The sequence below is a fragment of the Cupriavidus necator genome (assembly GCF_016127575.1).
Classification (GTDB): Bacteria; Pseudomonadota; Gammaproteobacteria; order Burkholderiales; family Burkholderiaceae; genus Cupriavidus; species Cupriavidus necator_D.
Window position 1 is genome coordinate 1314109 of the sequence record NZ_CP066018.1, and the last position, 17110, is coordinate 1331218.

The window sequence follows — 17110 nt, forward strand, 5'->3', positions numbered from 1 at the left end:
CGCTCAGTAGCCGCGCTGCACGTCGACCACGCCCGCGATCGGCTGGCCCGCGCGCAGCGCGCGGATCTTGCCGGCGATCTGCGCGATGCTGTCTTCGCGCAGCGTGAGCGCCGAGATATGCGGCGTGACGGTGATGCGCGGCTCCTGCCAGAACGGGTGTTCGGCAGGCAGCGGCTCGGTGCGGAACACGTCGAGCGTGGCACCCGCAACCTGCCCCGACTGCACCGCGGCGAGCAGGTCTTCCTCGACCAGGTGCTGCCCGCGCGCGACGTTGATCACATACGCGCCCTGTGCCAGCCGCGCGAACAGCGCGGCGTTGAGGATGTTCTCGGTCTGCGGTGTCAGCGGCAGCACATTGACCAGCACGCGCAGGCCATCGAGGAACGGCGCCTGCCCGGCATCGCCATAGAAGCCGCTCACGCCTTCGATGGCGCGCGCGGTGCGGCTCCAGCCACGCACCGGGAAGCCGAAGCCCGCCAGCGTGCGGGCGATATGCGTGCCGAGCGTGCCCACCCCCATCACGCCGATGGTGAAATCCGCGCGGCGATGCGGCTTGAGGAACTTCCAGTTGCCGGCGCGCTGCTGGGCCTCGTAGGCGTCCATCTTGCGGAAATAGCGCAGCACGGCGTGGGTGACGTACTCGGCCATCTGCGCGGCCATGCCGGCATCGTCGAGCCGCACGATCGGCACGCCCGCGGGCAAGGCGTCAGGGGCTTCATCGCGCAGGCGCAGGATGCCGTCGACACCGGCGCCCAGGTTGAACACCGCCTTCAGCTCGGTACGGCCACGCAGCATCTCCACCGGCGGGCGCCAGACCACGGCGTAGTCGGCCGGTTCGCCACGGCTGTCCTCCCACGTCACGCATTGCGCTTCGGGCAGTGCCTCGGCGAATCCTGCGATCCAGGCGTCGTAGCGGCCATCGGGGACGTACAACTGCAACTTCATTTTGTCTCCAGGGGAATCTGGTGGGGTTAAAGACGTATTTTGGCAGAGGAACGGACGTGGGGTTGGTTGGGGCAACGGTGACCGCGCCCCTGCCCCTGTCGGCATCAAGCCCCCGACTTCCCCTCGAACGCCAGAAGCTGCGCCCCCTCCACAACCTGCTCCCCGACCCGGTAAAGCACCTCACTCACCACCCCGTCCACCGGTGCGCTGATGGTGTGCTCCATCTTCATGGCCTCCATCACCAGCAACGGCGTGCCGCGCGTGACGGTGCTGCCAGCCTCGACCATCACGGCAATGACCTTCCCGGGCATCGGCGCAGTGAGCTTGCCGCCTTCGCTTTCGGTCTCGCCGGCATGGGCCAACGGATCGAGCCAGGCCAGGCTCACATGCCGTCCGGCATAGAAGACGTGGAAGGTCTCGCCATCCGCATGCACCTGCCCGTGCGCGCGCCGGGTGCCGAGGTTGATGCGGATATCGTCGGCCTGGCAGGTGCAGGCAAAGGGCGCCGCCTGGTCCGCATAGATCAGCGTGCTGCCGCGCTCATTGGTGCTCAGCGTCACCTCCAGCACCTGCTCGCCATAGCCGAAGCGCAGCGTGCGCGACACGCCGCCGTTCAGCCGCCACGCGCCGCCATGGGTCCACGGCGAATGCTGGTCGGCGGCGTCGATGCGACGCTCGCGGGCCTCGCGGTCGAACAGCGCCGCCACCGCCAGCGCGATGACTTCCAGGCCGACCGGCGCCGGCGGCGGGAACAAGACCTTCTCGTTGCGCTCGATCAGGCCGGTGTCGAGGTCCGCCGTGCGGAACGCCTGGGACGACACCAGCCGCTGCAGGAAGGCCACGTTGGTCGACAACCCCACCACGTGATACGACGCCAGCGCCTGGCGCATGCGCGCCAGCGCCTCGTCGCGGTCCTTGCCCCAGACGATCAGCTTGGCGATCATCGGGTCGTAGAACGGGCTGATGGTGTCGCCTTCGCGCACGCCGGCGTCGATGCGGATGCCGGCCGGGCCGTGCACATCCTCACCGCGCATGAACTGCACCGCCGGCGGCGTGCGCAGGAAGCGCAGCGTGCCGGTTGATGGCAGGAACTGCTTGTCGGGGTTCTCGGCGTAGATGCGTGCTTCCAGGGCGTGGCCGTCGATGCGCAGCTGGTCCTGCGTGAGCGGCAGCGCTTCGCCGGCGGCGACGCGCAGCTGCCATTCGACCAGGTCCTGCCCGGTGATCATCTCGGTAACAGGGTGCTCCACCTGCAGGCGCGTGTTCATCTCCATGAAGTAGAACGAACCGTCCTGGTTGGCGATGAACTCCACCGTGCCGGCGCCGACATAGCCGACCGCCTTGGCCGCGGCCACCGCCGCTTCGCCCATGGCGCGGCGACGCGCCTCGGTCATGCCTGGCGCGGGGGCTTCTTCCAGCACCTTCTGGTGGCGGCGCTGCACCGAGCAGTCGCGCTCGAACAGGTAGACGCAGTTGCCATGGGTATCGGCAAACACCTGGATCTCGATATGGCGCGGGCGCGTCAGGTACTTCTCCACCAGTACCTTGTCATCGCCAAAGCTGGCGCTGGCCTCGCGCTTGACCGAGGCCAGCGCGGCCTCGAAGGCGTCGCCCGACTCGACCACGCGCATGCCCTTGCCGCCGCCGCCTGCGCTGGCCTTGAGCAGCACCGGGTAGCCGATGCGGTCGGCCTCGCGGCGCAGCAGCGCCGGACCCTGGTCCTCGCCGTGGTAGCCGGGCACCAGCGGCACCGCGGCCTTCTCCATCAATTGCTTGGCCGCGCTCTTGCTGCCCATCGCGTGGATGGCGGACGCCGGCGGGCCGATGAAGACCAGCCCCGCCGCGGCGCAGGCCTCGGCAAAGGCTTCGTTCTCGGACAGGAAGCCGTAGCCCGGGTGGATGGCCTGGGCGCCGGCCTCCTTCGCCATCTCGATGATGTGGTCCGCGCGCAGGTAGCTGTCGCGCGCGGCCGCGCCGCCGATATGCACGGCCTCGTCGCAGAAGGCGACGTGGCGCGCGTCGGCGTCGGCATCCGAGTACACCGCGACGGTGCGGATGCCGAGCCGGCGGCAGGTGGCGGCCACGCGGCAGGCGATTTCACCGCGGTTGGCGATCAGGATCTTGCTGAACATGGCTCCTCCTAGTTTTTCGACAGGACGGCGAGCCAGCTGATTACCGGTGGGCTTCCTTACCTCGTCATCCCGCGTAGCCCTCTGCGCGGATGTCGAGGCGGGCCAGCAGGGCGCGATCGCGGTCGGCCTGCGGGTTGCCGGTGGTCAGCAGCTTTTCGCCGTAAAAAATGGAATTGGCGCCGGCCATGAAGCACAGCGCCTGCAACGCTTCGTCCATGGCCTCGCGGCCGGCGGACAGGCGCACCATGGCGCGCGGCATGGTGATGCGTGCCACGGCAATGGTGCGGACGAACTCGAACGGGTCCAGCGCCTCGGTGCCCGCCAGTGGCGTGCCTTCGACCTGGACCAGGTTGTTGATGGGCACCGACTCCGGATACGGGTCCATATTGGCCAGCTGCGCGATCAGGCCGGCGCGCGCTTCGCGCGCCTCGCCCATGCCGACGATGCCGCCGCAGCAGACATTGATGCCGGCGTCGCGCACATGGCCGATGGTGTCGAGCCGGTCCTGGTAGGTGCGCGTGGTGATGATCTTGCCGTAGAACTCAGGCGAGGTATCCAGATTGTGGTTGTAGTAGTCCAGCCCCGCCTCCTTGAGCTGCTGGGCCTGCTCGGCCTTGAGCATGCCCAGCGTGACGCAGGTCTCCAGGCCCATGGCCTTGACTTCGCGCACCATGTCCATCACCGGCTCCAGGTGGCGGTCCTTGGGGCTGCGCCAGGCGGCGCCCATGCAGAAGCGGGTGGCGCCATTGGCCTTGGCCGCGCGCGCGGCGTCCAGGACTTCGTCCAGCGCCATCAGCTTTTCGGCCTTCACGCCGGCATCGTGGTGCGCGCTCTGCGGGCAGTAGCCGCAATCCTCTTCGCAGCCGCCGGTCTTGATCGACAGCAGCGTGGACAGCTGCACGGTATTGGCGTCGAAGTGCTCGCGGTGCACTTGCTGGGCGCGGAACAGCAGGTCGTTGAACGGCAGCGCGAACAGCGCGGCAACGTCATCGACGCGCCACGCGGCGTCATCGGGCAGTGCGTGCGAGCGCGCGCTCTGGCGCAGGGAATCGACGGAAACGGTAGTAACGGTGGTAGCGGTGTGAGCTTGAGTCATGATCGATGCGAATTCTGGTTCAGGCAGCAAGGCCGGCGGCCTCGGCTTGGTATTGGGTAGCGGCGGCGAACAGCGGCGCAAGGTCGAGCCGGCCAGCGGCAGCGGCGGGCGCCAGTTGCCAGGGCAATTCACCGAGGCAAGGCGCGTCCAGCGACGCGTGCAGCGTGGCGATGTTCTCGTCGGCCAGCAGCATGTCCGGGTCGACCCGGTTGGCGATCCAGCCCGCCAGCGGCAGGCCGCGCGCGCGGATGGCTTCGGCGGTCAGCACGGCGTGGTTCAGGCAGCCGAGCCGGATGCCGACCACCATCACTACCGGGACCGCCAGCATCACCGCCAGGTCGGCGGTGTTCCAGCGCACCGCGCCTGCGTCGAGCGGCACATTGAAGCCGCCCACGCCCTCTACCACCACCGCATCGGCCTGCCGGCGCAGCGCGTCGAAGGCGGCACGGACCGGCGCGCGCGTGATGCGCACGCCCTCGTGCGCGGCGGCCAGGTGCGGCGAGCACGGGGTGCGCAGCAGGAACGGGCAGGTCTGGCCCAGCGGCACCGCCACCGAGCTGGCGGCGCGCAGCTGCGCCACGTCGTCGTTGTGCCAATGGCCGTCGCGCCACTCACTGCCGCTGGCCACGGGCTTCATGCCCGCGGTGCGGTAGCCGGCGGCATGGAGCGCATGCAGCAGCGTGGCGCTGGCGTGGGTTTTGCCGATGCCGGTATCGGTGCCGGTGACAAAGCAGGCGAAAGGCGCACGCGTGCTCATGCGACCTCCCGCTGCGCCACGGCGGCGCTCAGGGCATCCAGCAGGCGCCGCACATCGTCTTCGGTGTGCGCGGCCGACAGCGTGATGCGCAGCCGCGCGGTCCCTTCCGGCACGGTCGGCGGCCGGATCGCGCCGACGCGGATGCCATCCGCCTCCAGCGTGGCCGACAGCGCCAGCGCGGCGCCGTTGTCGCCGACGATCAGCGGCTGGATCGCGGTCTCGCTGTCGCCCAGCGTCCAGCCCGCGATGGCAGCCAGCTGGGCCAGCCCCTCGCGCAGCATGCCGATGCAGCGCGTCAGTTGCGCGCGGCGTTGCGTGCCCTCCTCTCCTTCGATGATCGCCAGGCTGGCCAGCAGCGCATGCGCGACTGCCGGCGGCGCGGCCGTGGTGTAGATATACGGCCGCGCGGTGTTGACCAGGTGTTCGATGATGGTCTCGTGCGCGGCGACGAAGGCGCCCGCCACGCCGGCGGCCTTGCCGAGCGTGCCGATATAGATCAGCCGCTCGGACGACAGCCCCAGCGCTTCCAGCACGCCGTGGCCCTGCTCGCCCAGCACGCCGAAGCCGTGGGCGTCATCGACAATGATCCAGGCGTCATGGCGCTCGGCCAGTTCCAGCAGCTTGCGCAGCGGCGCGACATTGCCGTCCATGCTGAACACGCTGTCGGTCACGATCAGCTTGCGCTCGCTGGTGCTGGCCGCCAGCAGCGCTTCCAGCGCGGCGGTGTCGCAATGCGGGTAGCGCTGCACGTCGGCGCGCGCGAGCCGCGCCCCATCGATCAGCGAGGCATGGTTGAGCGACTCGCAGAACAGCGTGGCGCCCGCGGTGCCCAGCGCGGTCAGCACCGCCATGTTGGCCATGTAGCCGGTGCAGAAATACAGCGTGCACGCATGCGGGATATGCGGGGCGAGCCAGCGCGCCAGTTCCGCTTCCAGCTGGGTGTGCGCCAGCGAATGCCCGCTGACCAGGTGCGAGGCACCGCTGCCCGCACCATAGCGCTGCGCGCCTTCCACCAGCGCGGCGATCACGTCCGGGTGGTTGGCCAGCCCCATGTAGTCGTTGCTGCAGAAGGTCAGCAGCGATTCCGGCTCGGACCCGTCCTCGCCCACGGCCTGGTGCGGCGCGCAGGCAGTGTGGGCAACGCGGCGGCGGCGCGTCAGGGCCAGCGCGTGGCGCTGTTCGGCGGCCCGCCTCAGTTGTTCAAGCAGCATGGCGCACCTCCCCGCTCGTGGTCACATCGGTGGTCACATCGTCGAGCGTGGCCATCATCTGCTCGCCCAGCCAGCGTGCCTGCGCGGCATCGAAGACGTAGGGCGGCATCACGTACAGCGTATTGCCGATCGGGCGCACCAGCAGCTCGCGCTCGCGCGCGGCGTGATGGAAGCGCGCGGCAAAGTCGGCGCCGGCGACGTCATCGCGCACATCGGCGGCCCAGATCAGCCCGCGCTGGCGGACGTGCCGCAGGCGCGCGTCGGCGGCCAGCGCGGCCATGCCGTCGGCGAGCCAGTGCGCGCGCTCGCGGTTGCGCGCGAGCACGTCGTCCTGCGCGAACAAGTCCAGCGTGGCCAGCGCGGCGCGGCAGGCCAGCGGGTTGCCGGTGTAGGAGTGCGAATGCAGGAAGCTGCGGGCCAGCTCGTCGGCGACGAAGGCACGCTGGATCTCCGGGCGCGACAGCACCAGCGACAGCGGCAGGTAGCCGCCGCTGATGCCCTTGGACAGGCACAGGAAGTCGGGCCACAGGTGCGCGGGCAGCGGCGCCTCCCCGGCGCGCGACTGTTCCCACGCGAAGAAGGTGCCGGTGCGCCCGCAGCCCACCGCGATCTCGTCGGCGATCAGGTGGATCCGGTAGCGGTCGCACAAAGCGCGCGCGCCATCCAGATACGACGGGTCGTACATCGCCATGCCGGCGGCGCCCTGCACCAGCGGCTCGACGATCAGCGCGGCGATCTGGCCGGCGCGCTCGCGCAGCAGGGTTTCCAGCTCCGCCAGGGCGCGGGCGGCCACGTCCGCAGCGCTCTCGCCGGGTGCGGCCTGGCGTGCGTCGGGCGACATCACCACGTGTGCGCGGCGGATCAGCGGATCATAGGCATCGCGGAAGACTTCCACGTCGGTCACCGCGAGCGCGCCCACGGTCTCGCCGTGGTAGCCGTGGCGCAGGCAGACGAACTCGCGCTTGGCAGGCAGGCCGGTATTGCGCCAGTAGTGGAAGCTCATCTTCAGCGCGATCTCGACCGCCGAGGCGCCGTCCGAAGCGTAGAAGACATTGCCGAGCGCGCCGCCGGTCAGCGCCGACAGGCGCTCCGCCAGCTCCACCGCCGGGGCATGGGTGCAGCCGGCGAGCATCACGTGCTCAAGCGTTTCCAGCTGGCTGGCCAGCGCGGCGTTGATGCGCGGGTTGGCGTGGCCGAACAGGTTGACCCACCACGAACTGGTGGCGTCGAAATAGCGGCGGCCGTCGGCATCATGCAGCCACGGGCCGACGCCGCGCACGATCGCCAGCGGCACCGCGTCGTCGTCGGGGCGCAGCCGCGTGCATGGATGCCAGACGGCGTTGCGGCTGCGCTGGCCGAGTGCCTGCGCGTCTCTGCCTGGGGAAAGGGACAGGTGATCCAAGGTAGCCCTCCTTTGTTGACCGTCCGCGCGCGCGCCGTTGCCGGCAAGGCCGGGCTGTGCGACGGTGGCGGACAGGTTGGGGAGGGTCATGTTAGGAATGTCTCTTTCAGGTTGGCAATGACAATGGAATTTCCAAGTTAGCGGCGCGTTAGCGAAACTTGATGAATGTTTCCATGACGAAGCCTTGTTCTTGTTGCTAGCGTGCTGCGATCTACACGCAATCTTTATTTACGGAGGCATGCTGTCGCATGCTGCTACGGAACTCCCCTCTCCCGCCTGCGGGAGAGGGGTGGGGGGAGAGGGCAGGCCTTCCCACGAAGTCAGGCGCCTCATGCTTGGCATAAGCCCGCCCTCTCCCCCAGCCCCTCTCCCGCGCGCGGAAGAGGGGAGCAAACAAGCGGTAAGCCAGTCTTTTGCCTCAAGCCGGCCGCCACGACGGCGAGCGCTTCTCCAGGAACGACTTCACCCCTTCACGCCCCTCTTCCGACGCCCGGATCTTTGCAATCCGGTCCGCGGTATCGGCCAGCAAGTCGTTGTCGATCGCGCGCCCGGCGATGTCCTGCACCAGTCGCTTGCTTTCGCGCACGGCGTTCGGGCTGTTGGCCACCAGCGCAGTCGCCAGTTCGGCGACCTTGGCGTCCAGAGCCTCGGCCGGCACCACCGCATGCACAAAGCCCAGCCGCAGCGCCTCGGCGGCATCGAAGCGCTCGGCGGTGATGAAGTAGCGGCGTGCGGCCTGCTCGCCCAGCGCGCGGATCACATACGGGCTGATGGTGGCAGGCAGCAGTCCCAGGCGCGCCTCGGACAGGCAGAAGTGCGCGTGCTCGGCAGCCACCGCGATATCGCACGCGGCCACCAGGCCCATGCCGCCGGCGTAGGTGTCGCCCTGGATGCGCGCGATCACCGGGCGCGGGCACGACCAGATGGTGTGCAGCATCTGCGCCAGGGTCAGCGCATCGGCGCGGTTCTGGTCGTCGGAATAGCCGGCCATCTTCTTCATCCAATTCAGGTCGGCGCCGGCGCAGAAGGCAGGGCCGTTGCCGGCCAGCACGATGGCGCGCACCTCGTCCATGTCGCCCAGCGCGCGGAAGGCGCCGGTCAGCTCGGCGATCACGGTCTCGTTGAAGGCGTTGCGCACATCGGGCCGGTTCAGCGTGACGGTGGCGACGTGGCTGGCGATATTGACGGTCAGGGCGGTGAATTCCATGGTTCGCTCCGTTGGCGGATTAAGTTGTCTGGTGCGGTTCAGGTCCCGGCGTCGAACGGCAGCCCCAGCGAGCGGAAGAAGTTGCCGACTTCGGGCAACCACACCGGGATGCCTTCGCGCGCGCTGAAGACGCGATGCGAGTCGTTGCCGAACTCGCCCACGTCCACCAGCCGCGATCTGGCCGCGGGACCGGTGGCGCGCGCCTTGAAGGCGTTGAACATGCGGCCGGGCAAGGGCACCGGCCAGTAGCTGTCGTTGTCGCCGTACACCCACAGCGACGGGTAGCGCGCCAGGCCGCCATAGCTGGCAAAGGCATCGACCAGGCGCTCTTCCCAGTCCGCGCAGTTCAGGTTGCGCAGCCCGCCCGCGAAGTTGACCACGCCCAGCACCCCCGGATAGCCGATGGTGCTGAACGCCATCGTGGTCAGGCCCCCGTGCGACTGGCCGATCACGACAATGCGGTCCATGTCCACATAGGGCTGCGTGGCCATGAAGTCGAGCGTGGCGACGACATCGTCGGCCTGCATCATGCCGTTGGTCTCGATGTCGCAGCTGCCGCCCACATAGGCGCCACCCGAGCGCGCAAAACCCTGCCGCATCGGCAGCACCACGGCGTAGCCGCGGCGCAGGAATTCCAGGCTCTGCGCCGGAAAGCGCGCGCGCCCCTGCATCGCGGGCCGGCCCGGCGCCTTGCCGTGGTTGATCACCACCAGCGGGAACGGCCCATCGCCAGCCGGCTTGAATACCGTGGCCTCCAGGTCGATGCGCGACGGGATCGCCGCCTTGGGCAGCATCACCACCTGCTCCTGGAAGCGCATGCGCGGCGCAGGATTGCCGTTGCCGCTCGCGCTCTGCGCATGCCCCGACAGCGGCGCCAGCAAGGCAAGCGCCGTGACCAGGGCTGGGCTGCAAAGCAGGCGGGCGACGCTGCGCATGGGGTGGAAGGCGGTAATGTGACAGTAGCGGCGTGGCCGGGATTACATGCGGAACACGCCGAACTTCATCTCGTCGATCGGTGCGTTCAGGCTCGCGGAAAGACCCAGGCCCAGCACGGTGCGGGTCTGCGCCGGGTCGATCACGCCGTCGTCCCACAGCCGCGCGCTGGCGTAGTACGGATGGCCCTGGTGCTCGTACTGGTCGCGGATCGGCTGCTTGAACGCCTCTTCCTCTTGCGCGCTCCACTTGCCGCCCTTGCCCTCGATGCCGTCGCGGCGCACCGTGGCCAGCACGCTGGCGGCCTGCTCGCCACCCATCACCGAGATGCGCGCGTTCGGCCACATCCACAGGAAGCGCGGCGAATAGGCGCGCCCGCACATGCCGTAGTTGCCGGCGCCGAACGAGCCGCCGATGATCACCGTGAACTTGGGCACCTGCGCGGTGGCGACCGCGGTCACCATCTTGGCGCCATTGCGGGCAATGCCTTCGTTCTCGTACTTGCGGCCCACCATGAAGCCGGTGATGTTCTGCAGAAACACCAGGGGGATCTTGCGCTGACAGCACAGCTCGATAAAGTGCGCGCCCTTCAGTGCGGATTCGGAGAACAGGATGCCGTTGTTGGCGACGATGCCGACGGGGTAGCCCCAGATGCGCGCGAAGCCGCACACCAGCGTGGTGCCGTAGCGCGCCTTGAACTCGTCGAACTCGGAGCCGTCGACCAGGCGCGCGATCACCTCGCGCACGTCGTAGGGCTTGCGCGTGTCGGTCGGGATCACGCCGTACAGTTCTTCCACCGGGTAGAGCGGCTCGACCGGCTCGTGCAGGCGGATCTGGTCCGGCTTGCGGCGGTTCAGGTGCTGCACGATATTGCGCGCCAGCGACAGCGCGTGGTGGTCGTTCTGCGCGAAGTAGTCGGCCACGCCCGACAGGCGCGTATGCACGTCGGCGCCGCCCAGGTCTTCGGCGCTGACCTCCTCGCCGGTGGCGGCCTTCACCAGCGGCGGGCCGCCCAGGAAGATGGTGCCTTGGTTCTTGACGATGATGGACTCGTCGCTCATCGCGGGCACGTAGGCGCCGCCGGCGGTGCACGAGCCCATCACCACCGCGATCTGCGGGATGCCCTGCTTGGACAGGTTGGCCTGGTTGTAGAAGATGCGGCCGAAGTGGTCGCGGTCGGGGAACACGTCGTCCTGGTTGGGCAGGTTGGCGCCGCCGGAATCGACCAGGTAGATGCAGGGCAGGTTGTTCTGCTCTGCGATCTCCTGTGCGCGCACATGCTTCTTGACCGTCATCGGGTAGTAGGTGCCGCCCTTGACGGTGGCGTCATTGCAGACGATCACGCACTCCTGCCCGGCCACGCGGCCGATGCCGGTGATGATGCCCGCGCCCGGTGCGGCATTGTCGTACATGTCGTACGCGGCCAGCTGCGACAGCTCCAGGAACGGGGTGCCCGGATCCAGCAGTTGCTGTACGCGGTCGCGCGGCAGCAGCTTGCCGCGCGACAGGTGCTTGTTGCGCGCGTCGTCGCCGCCGCCTTCGGCCAGCTTCGCGATCCTGGCCTTGAGGTCGGCCACCAGGGCCTGCATCGACTCGGCGTTGGCCTGGAAGGATTCGGAGCGGGCGTTGAGTTTGGTTTCCAGGGTGGGCATCTGTGTCTCTTCCTGCTTGATATTGGTTTTCGCCGTCCTGCCAGCGGCCGGGCTCAGCCTGCGTGCCTGGGCAGCGGGTGCCCCGGCATCAGGTCGTAGGGGTGCTTCCAGCCCGGCAGCGCACGGATGCGCTCGGCCCAGGCGTGGATATGCGGATACTCCTTGCGCCAGTGCACGCCGATCTCGTCGTCGAAGAAGACGTAGCCCGACAGCGAGAAGTCCGCGATGGTGGCGCGCTCGCCCAGCAGGAACGCTCGCCCGGCCAGTTGCGCGTTGAGCACGTTCCACGCGCCTTCGCAGCGCGCGCGGAAGAACTCCAGCACGGCCGGGTCCGGCGACCTGGCAAAGGTGCGCATGAAGCGATAGGTGGCGGTGTAGGAGGTGAACTTGTGGTTGTCGAACAGCAGCCAGCGCAGCACCTCGGCGCGCTCGGCCTCGTCGCGCGGGCCGTAGGCATCGAGGCGCGTGGCCAGCGTTTCCAGGATGGCACCGGACTGCGACAGGCGCTGGCCGCCGCACTCCAGCACCGGCACCTCGCCCATCACGTTGATGGCGCGGTATTCGGGCGTGCGGGTCTCGCCGTTGAAGAAATCGACGAAGCGCGGCTGCCACAGCTGCTGGCCGCGCTGCACGCCGACGGTCTCCAGCAGCAGCGCCACCTTGTAGGCATTGCCGGACTGGGCAAAGCAATACAGCAGGTACTCCGGCTCATTCCGCTTCTCGATGCTCATGATGTCTCCCCGATCATGTCGCCATCCACATAGAGCCAGCGCGGTGCCTCGCCAGGCGCGCGCGGCTCGCGTACAAAGCGGCTGCGTTCGTGCAGCCGCATGGCGCGCCCGCCTACCTTGTAGCGCGCCACGAACTCCACTTCGGCATGCGCATCGTCCTGCTGCGCATGCGCCTTCACCGTGAGCCCGAGCCAGCGCGTGGCGGTATCCGGCAACAGGTCGGCCGGGCAGGTCGATGCATGCCAGGTCTGCCGCAACCATTCCATGTCGTTCAGCACATAGGCGCTGTAGCGGGAGCGCATCAGTGCCTCGGCATTGGGCGGCAGTGCCTCGCCACGATGGAAGCGGCCGCAGCAGGCGGCATAGTCCGCGCTGCCGCACGGGCACGGCACCGGTCCGGCCTTGGGCAGGCGGCCTGCCGCTTTCGCGGTCATCCCACCAGCTCCGGCAGGTCGCGCATATCGGTGAAGATGGTGCCCGCGCCGGCCTCGCGCAGCAGCGCGGCATCGTTGCGCTCGGCGTAGCCGAACACCGTCATGCCGGCGGCAACGCCCGCGGTCACGCCGGTCGGGCTGTCTTCCACCACGGCGCAGCGCGCCGGCTCAACGCCCATGGTGCGCGCGGCCAGCAGGTACACATCGGGCGCGGGCTTGCTGCGTGCCACTTCGGTGGCGGAGAAGATATGCTCGCGCTCATCCTGCTGGAACAGCTCGACCAGGCCGGTCCTGGTCAGTTGCAGCTTGACCTTGACGCGGTCCGCACCCGACGCCACGCACACCGGCATGCCGGTGGCGGCGATCTTGCCAATCGCCTCGCGCACATGGGCGACCGCAGCGACTTCGGCTTCCAGCACCGCGTTGCGGCGCGCCAGCCAGGTCGACAGCCAGTTCTCGGGCAGCGGCGCGCCGCGCATGCGCTCGATCATCTCCAGCTCTTCGCGCACGGCGCGGCCGAGAAACAGGCGCGTGGAGTCTTCCAGCGAGATCTCGATGCCAAGCTCGTTCAGCATCTGGTTGAGCACGCGGTTGACGATGGGCTCGCTGTCGACGAGCACGCCGTCGCAGTCGAAGATCACGCAATCGAATCGGCCGGAATGGCCACGGGTTGCTGCAGTCATGCGGGTTTCTTTTCCTTGGTGTCCAGGCTCGGCACAGCCCGGAGTTCAGTCTGGCGGCGGCTCTTCAGGTGGGCCTCGACCTGGTCGAAGCGGTCGAAGCCCCAGAACGGCTCGCCATCGATGATGACGAAGGGCGAGCCGAACACGCCCTTGGCCATCGCCACGTCGATCTCGGCCTTGAGCTGGTCCTTGATCTGGTAGCTGGTGGCGCCGGCATCCAGCGCCTGCACGTCCACGCCCAGCGGCTCGGCCAGCTTCATGATCTCGGCCGGCTCGGCGATATTGATGTCGTCGACGAACAGCGCGCGGTACACCGACTTGGCAAAGGCCGCGGCGATGTCATCGCCGTGGTGGTTCTGCAGCCACAGCATGGCACGCGCGGCGTGCGTGGTGGGCAGCGGGAAATGCGTGGGGCGCTTGTACTCGATGCCGTGGAAGCGCGCGGTGCGCTCGAAATCGCGCCACGAATAATCGCCCTTGAGCGGCAGCTGCGGCAGCGGCGAGGCGCCGGTGGTCTTGAACACCACGCCCAGCAGGATGGGATGCCAGGCGACGATGCGCCCGTACTTCTGCGCCAGGTCGTCGATGCGGGTACTGGCAAAGTAGCCGTAGGGCGAAGAGAAATCAAAGTAGAAGTCGATCGCTGCGGTCATGTCGGGGCCCTTCTTGTTGTGGTTGCCGGTACGGGGATCAGGGAAGCGCGCCGCCTTCGCGGCACACACCCCATCGTACGCGCATCGCTAGGCCAGCGCGCGCGCGATCAGGATCTTCTGGATATCGCTGGTGCCCTCGTAGATCTGGCACACGCGCACGTCGCGGTAGATGCGCTCCACCGGGAAGTCGCTGACGTAGCCGTAGCCGCCGAACACCTGGATCGCATCCGAGCACACCCGCTCGGCCATCTCGCTGGCAAAGAGCTTGGCCATGGCCGCTTCCTTCAGGCACGGGCGGCCGGCGTCGCGCAGCGCGGCGGCGTGCCACACCATCTGGCGCGCCACGTCGATGCGGGTGGCCATCTCGGCCAGGCGGAACTGCACCGCCTGGTGCTGGAACAGCGGCTGGCCGAAGCTCTCGCGCTCCTTGGCATAGGCCAGCGCCGCCTCGAACGCGGCGCGCGCCATGCCGATGCTCTGCGAGGCGATGCCGATGCGCCCGCCTTCCAGTCCCGACAGCGCCATCTTGTAGCCGCCGCCCTCGTCGCCGAGCAGGTTGGCCGCCGGCACGCGGCAGTCCTCGAACAGGATCTGCGCGGTGTCCGACGAATGCTGGCCGAGCTTGTCCTCCAGCCGCGCCACCACGTAGCCCGGGGTCGAAGTCGGCACGATAAAGGCGCTGATGCCGCGCTTGCCTGCGGCCTTGTCGGTCACGGCCAGCACGATCGCCACGTCGGCGTTCTGGCCGCTGGTGATGAACTGCTTGACGCCGTTGAGCACGTAGTGGTCGCCATCGCGTACCGCAGTGGTACGCAGCGCCGACGCATCCGAGCCCACGTGCGGCTCGGTCAGGCAGAACGCGCCCAGCATCTCGCCGCGCGCCAGCGGCACCAGCCACTGCTGCTTCTGCGCCTCGCTGGCGAACGACATCAGCATGCTGCACACCGGGCAGTTGTTGACGCTGATGACGGTGGAGGTGCCGCCATCGCCGGCCGCGATCTCTTCCAGGATCAGCGCCAGCGACAGGTAGTCCAGTCCGGCGCCGCCGTATGCCTCCGGCACCGCCACGCCGTAGGCGCCCAGCGCCGCCAGTTCGCGGTGCACGTCCTTGGGGAAGGTCTTGTCGCGGTCCCACTGCGCGGCCTGCGGCGCGATCACTTCCTGCGCGAACTGGCGCACGGCGTCGCGGATCATTTCCTGTTCGGGGGTCAGCAGCATGTCGGTTCGATGCTCAGTGTGCGTGCGCGCTTACCAGGGGATGGGCGTGCCGTCGTAATTGTGGAAGGTGCCGTTGTCGCGCCGCTTGACGCCGGCGAGCAACTGGCGCATGCCCTTGACGCTCTGCTGCACGGTCAGGTCGGCTTCCTGGCCGCCCATGTCGGTCTTGACCCAGCCCGGGTGCAGCGCGACGCAGGTGGCGTGGCGCGCATCGAGCGAGACCGCGCGCAGCGCCGCATTGGCGCCGGCCTTGCTGACGCGGTACAGCCAGCTGGTGCTGTGCTCCATCGCGGTGATGCTGCCCATGCGCGAGGACAGCACCGCCAGCACGCCGCCGTGGCCGGACTGGCCCGCTTCGACGTAGGGCAGCAGCAGCGGCAGCGCCATCATCGGGCCCAGCACGTTGACATGCATCACCCGGTCGAATTCCTGCGGCGTGACCGGTTGCGCGCCTTCGGTGCGGGGTCCCAGCACGCCGGCGTTGTAGATCGCCACGTCGAGGGCTTCGCCGTCGAGCTTCCAGCCCAGGCCCGCGACCGCGCCGGCATCGGACAGGTCGACCTGATGGGCTTCGGCGCCCAGCGCCTGCAATGCGCCGACGCCTTCAGGCGTACGCGCCGCCGCAATGACGCGCCAGCCGTCGGCACGGTACTGGCGCACGAATTCAAGGCCGATGCCGCGCGAGGCACCGAGGATCAGGACGGTTGGCAAGGCTGTGCTCCTTTGTCGGGCTGGCCGGAGCGCGAAACGGCTCGCCCGGCCACGGGTTCAGCAAACTGCCTCTGTCTTGCTCCCTCTCCCGCAAGCGGGAGAGGGGAGAAAACAAGCGGGAAGGAACGCGTTACAGGATCTCGATCCCCACCGCAGTCGCCTCGCCACCACCAATGCACAGGCTCGCCACCCCACGCTTGCCCCCGGTCTTGCGCAGCGCGCCGATCAGCGTGGTCATGATGCGTGCGCCCGAAGCGCCGATCGGGTGGCCCAGTGCGCAGGCGCCACCATGGATATTGACCTTGTCACGCGGGATCTTGAGGTCGTGCATGGCCGCCATCGGCACCACGGCGAAGGCCTCGTTGATCTCGAACAGGTCGACGCTGTCGGTGGTCCAGTCCAGCTTGCGGTACAGCTTGGAAATCGCTTCCACCGGCGCGGTGGTGAACCAGCCCGGCGCCTGCGCGTGGGTGGTGTGGCCGAGCATGCGCGCGATCGGCTGCAGGCCCAGCTTCTTCGCGGTGGAGGCGCGCATCATCACCAGCGCCGAGGCGCCGTCGTTGATGGACGACGACGAGGCCGCCGTGATGGTGCCGTCCTTGGCAAACGCGGGCTTGAGCGAGGGGATCTTGTCCAGCTTGATGCGGCGCGGGCCTTCGTCGGTGTCGATCACGGTGTCGCCGCCCCTGCCGGACACCGTCACCGGCGCGATCTCCCAGCGGAAGTCGCCGTTCTCGGTGGCCTGCTGGGCGCGGCGCACGCTTTCCATCGCGAATTCGTCCTGCTGCTCGCGCGTAAAGCCGTACTTGGCGGCGCAGTCCTCACCGAAGGTGCCCATGGCGCGGCCCTTGTCATACGCGTCTTCCAGGCCGTCCAGCATCATGTGGTCGTAGATCATGCCGTGGCCGATGCGGTAGCCGCCGCGGCCCTTCGGCACCAGGTACGGCGCATTGGTCATGCTCTCCATGCCGCCGGCAATGGCGATATCGAACGAGCCCGCGATCAGCCCGTCGTAGACGGTCATGGCCGCGCGCATGCCCGAGCCGCACATCTTGTTGACGGTGGTGCAGCCCACGCCCAGCGGCAGGCCCGCGCCCAGCGCGGCCTGGCGCGCCGGGGCCTGGCCCTGGCCGGCCGGCAGCACGCAGCCGAACACCACCTCTTCCACCTGCTCGGGCTTCAGGCCGGCGCGCTCTACGGCGGCGCGGATGGCCACGGCGCCCAGCTGCGGCGCGGTGACGCTGGCGAATTCGCCCTGGAACGCAGCCATCGGCGTGCGGGCGGCTGAAACGATGACGATCTCTTCCATGTCGGGTCTCCTGGATCGGTGGATGAAGAAGCGGTG

16 protein-coding genes are annotated in these 17110 nt (G+C 68.6%); all 16 read right to left on the reverse strand.

Annotated elements, in window-relative coordinates; genetic code table 11:
• Positions 1-3: 3 nt before the first annotated feature.
• Positions 4-945 (reverse strand): 2-hydroxyacid dehydrogenase, encoded by a 942-nt coding sequence (locus tag I6H87_RS06130; protein ID WP_010813273.1) that lies wholly within the window; start codon positions 943-945, stop codon positions 4-6.
• A 104-nt stretch (positions 946-1049) separates the two neighbouring features.
• Positions 1050-3077 (reverse strand): acetyl/propionyl/methylcrotonyl-CoA carboxylase subunit alpha, encoded by a 2028-nt coding sequence (locus I6H87_RS06135; protein WP_011614389.1) that lies wholly within the window; start codon positions 3075-3077, stop codon positions 1050-1052.
• 64 nt (positions 3078-3141) lie between these two features.
• Complete coding sequence (gene bioB, locus I6H87_RS06140) at positions 3142-4173, reverse strand: biotin synthase BioB (RefSeq protein WP_010813271.1); 1032 nt, start codon at positions 4171-4173, stop codon at positions 3142-3144.
• Positions 4174-4192: 19 nt separating this feature from the next.
• Positions 4193-4930, reverse strand: a complete 738-nt coding sequence (gene bioD / locus I6H87_RS06145; RefSeq protein ID WP_011614388.1) for a dethiobiotin synthase — start codon at positions 4928-4930, stop codon at positions 4193-4195.
• Complete coding sequence (gene bioF, locus I6H87_RS06150; protein ID WP_010813269.1) at positions 4927-6141, reverse strand: 8-amino-7-oxononanoate synthase; 1215 nt, start codon at positions 6139-6141, stop codon at positions 4927-4929. The genes bioD and bioF overlap by 4 nt, the downstream gene beginning before the upstream one ends.
• Positions 6131-7543 carry an adenosylmethionine--8-amino-7-oxononanoate transaminase gene (gene bioA / locus I6H87_RS06155; RefSeq protein ID WP_010813268.1) on the reverse strand — a complete coding sequence of 471 codons (1413 nt, stop codon included), beginning with the start codon at positions 7541-7543 and terminating at the stop codon, positions 6131-6133. Before bioA ends, bioF begins: the two co-directional genes overlap by 11 nt.
• Positions 7544-7961: 418 nt before the next feature.
• A complete protein-coding gene (locus I6H87_RS06160) occupies positions 7962-8750 on the reverse strand; it encodes an enoyl-CoA hydratase/isomerase family protein (RefSeq protein ID WP_011614386.1) in 789 nt (262 codons plus the stop codon).
• A 38-nt stretch (positions 8751-8788) separates the two neighbouring features.
• The gene (locus tag I6H87_RS06165) at positions 8789-9685 is read right to left on the reverse strand and encodes a dienelactone hydrolase family protein (RefSeq protein ID WP_041687111.1); all 897 of its coding nucleotides are present in this window, start codon (positions 9683-9685) and stop codon (positions 8789-8791) included.
• A 42-nt stretch (positions 9686-9727) separates the two neighbouring features.
• Entirely contained in the window at positions 9728-11335 is a 1608-nt protein-coding gene (locus I6H87_RS06170) for a carboxyl transferase domain-containing protein (protein ID WP_011614384.1), read from the reverse strand.
• Positions 11336-11388: 53 nt separating this feature from the next.
• Complete coding sequence (locus tag I6H87_RS06175; RefSeq protein ID WP_010813264.1) at positions 11389-12066, reverse strand: glutathione S-transferase family protein; 678 nt, start codon at positions 12064-12066, stop codon at positions 11389-11391.
• Complete coding sequence (locus I6H87_RS06180) at positions 12063-12500, reverse strand: YchJ family protein (RefSeq protein ID WP_010813263.1); 438 nt, start codon at positions 12498-12500, stop codon at positions 12063-12065. Before I6H87_RS06180 ends, I6H87_RS06175 begins: the two co-directional genes overlap by 4 nt.
• Positions 12497-13183: an HAD family hydrolase gene (locus I6H87_RS06185; protein ID WP_010813262.1), complete on the reverse strand. Its 687-nt coding sequence runs from the start codon at positions 13181-13183 to the stop codon at positions 12497-12499. The genes I6H87_RS06180 and I6H87_RS06185 overlap by 4 nt, the downstream gene beginning before the upstream one ends.
• The gene (locus I6H87_RS06190) at positions 13180-13836 is read right to left on the reverse strand and encodes a 2-hydroxychromene-2-carboxylate isomerase (protein ID WP_010813261.1); all 657 of its coding nucleotides are present in this window, start codon (positions 13834-13836) and stop codon (positions 13180-13182) included. Before I6H87_RS06190 ends, I6H87_RS06185 begins: the two co-directional genes overlap by 4 nt.
• Before the next feature lie 87 nt (positions 13837-13923).
• Positions 13924-15054, reverse strand: a complete 1131-nt coding sequence (locus I6H87_RS06195; protein WP_011614383.1) for an acyl-CoA dehydrogenase family protein — start codon at positions 15052-15054, stop codon at positions 13924-13926.
• A gap of 30 nt (positions 15055-15084) precedes the next feature.
• Entirely contained in the window at positions 15085-15765 is a 681-nt protein-coding gene (locus I6H87_RS06200) for an SDR family oxidoreductase (protein WP_010813259.1), read from the reverse strand.
• Between the two features lie 130 nt (positions 15766-15895).
• On the reverse strand, positions 15896-17074 hold the full coding sequence (locus I6H87_RS06205) for an acetyl-CoA C-acetyltransferase (RefSeq protein ID WP_011614382.1): 1179 nt from the start codon (positions 17072-17074) through the stop codon (positions 15896-15898).
• Positions 17075-17110: the final 36 nt, after the last annotated feature.

Coding starts and splice junctions, on each gene's coding strand:
- I6H87_RS06130 (WP_010813273.1), bottom strand. CDS start 945: ATGAAGTTGCAGTTGTACGTCCCCGATGGCCGCTACGACGCCTGGATC.
- I6H87_RS06135 (WP_011614389.1), bottom strand. CDS start 3,077: ATGTTCAGCAAGATCCTGATCGCCAACCGCGGTGAAATCGCCTGCCGC.
- bioB (WP_010813271.1), bottom strand. CDS start 4,173: ATGACTCAAGCTCACACCGCTACCACCGTTACTACCGTTTCCGTCGAT.
- bioD (WP_011614388.1), bottom strand. CDS start 4,930: ATGAGCACGCGTGCGCCTTTCGCCTGCTTTGTCACCGGCACCGATACC.
- bioF (WP_010813269.1), bottom strand. CDS start 6,141: ATGCTGCTTGAACAACTGAGGCGGGCCGCCGAACAGCGCCACGCGCTG.
- I6H87_RS06160 (WP_011614386.1), bottom strand. CDS start 8,750: ATGGAATTCACCGCCCTGACCGTCAATATCGCCAGCCACGTCGCCACC.
- I6H87_RS06165 (WP_041687111.1), bottom strand. CDS start 9,685: ATGCGCAGCGTCGCCCGCCTGCTTTGCAGCCCAGCCCTGGTCACGGCG.
- I6H87_RS06170 (WP_011614384.1), bottom strand. CDS start 11,335: ATGCCCACCCTGGAAACCAAACTCAACGCCCGCTCCGAATCCTTCCAG.
- I6H87_RS06175 (WP_010813264.1), bottom strand. CDS start 12,066: ATGAGCATCGAGAAGCGGAATGAGCCGGAGTACCTGCTGTATTGCTTT.
- I6H87_RS06180 (WP_010813263.1), bottom strand. CDS start 12,500: ATGACCGCGAAAGCGGCAGGCCGCCTGCCCAAGGCCGGACCGGTGCCG.
- I6H87_RS06185 (WP_010813262.1), bottom strand. CDS start 13,183: ATGACTGCAGCAACCCGTGGCCATTCCGGCCGATTCGATTGCGTGATC.
- I6H87_RS06190 (WP_010813261.1), bottom strand. CDS start 13,836: ATGACCGCAGCGATCGACTTCTACTTTGATTTCTCTTCGCCCTACGGC.
- I6H87_RS06195 (WP_011614383.1), bottom strand. CDS start 15,054: ATGCTGCTGACCCCCGAACAGGAAATGATCCGCGACGCCGTGCGCCAG.
- I6H87_RS06205 (WP_011614382.1), bottom strand. CDS start 17,074: ATGGAAGAGATCGTCATCGTTTCAGCCGCCCGCACGCCGATGGCTGCG.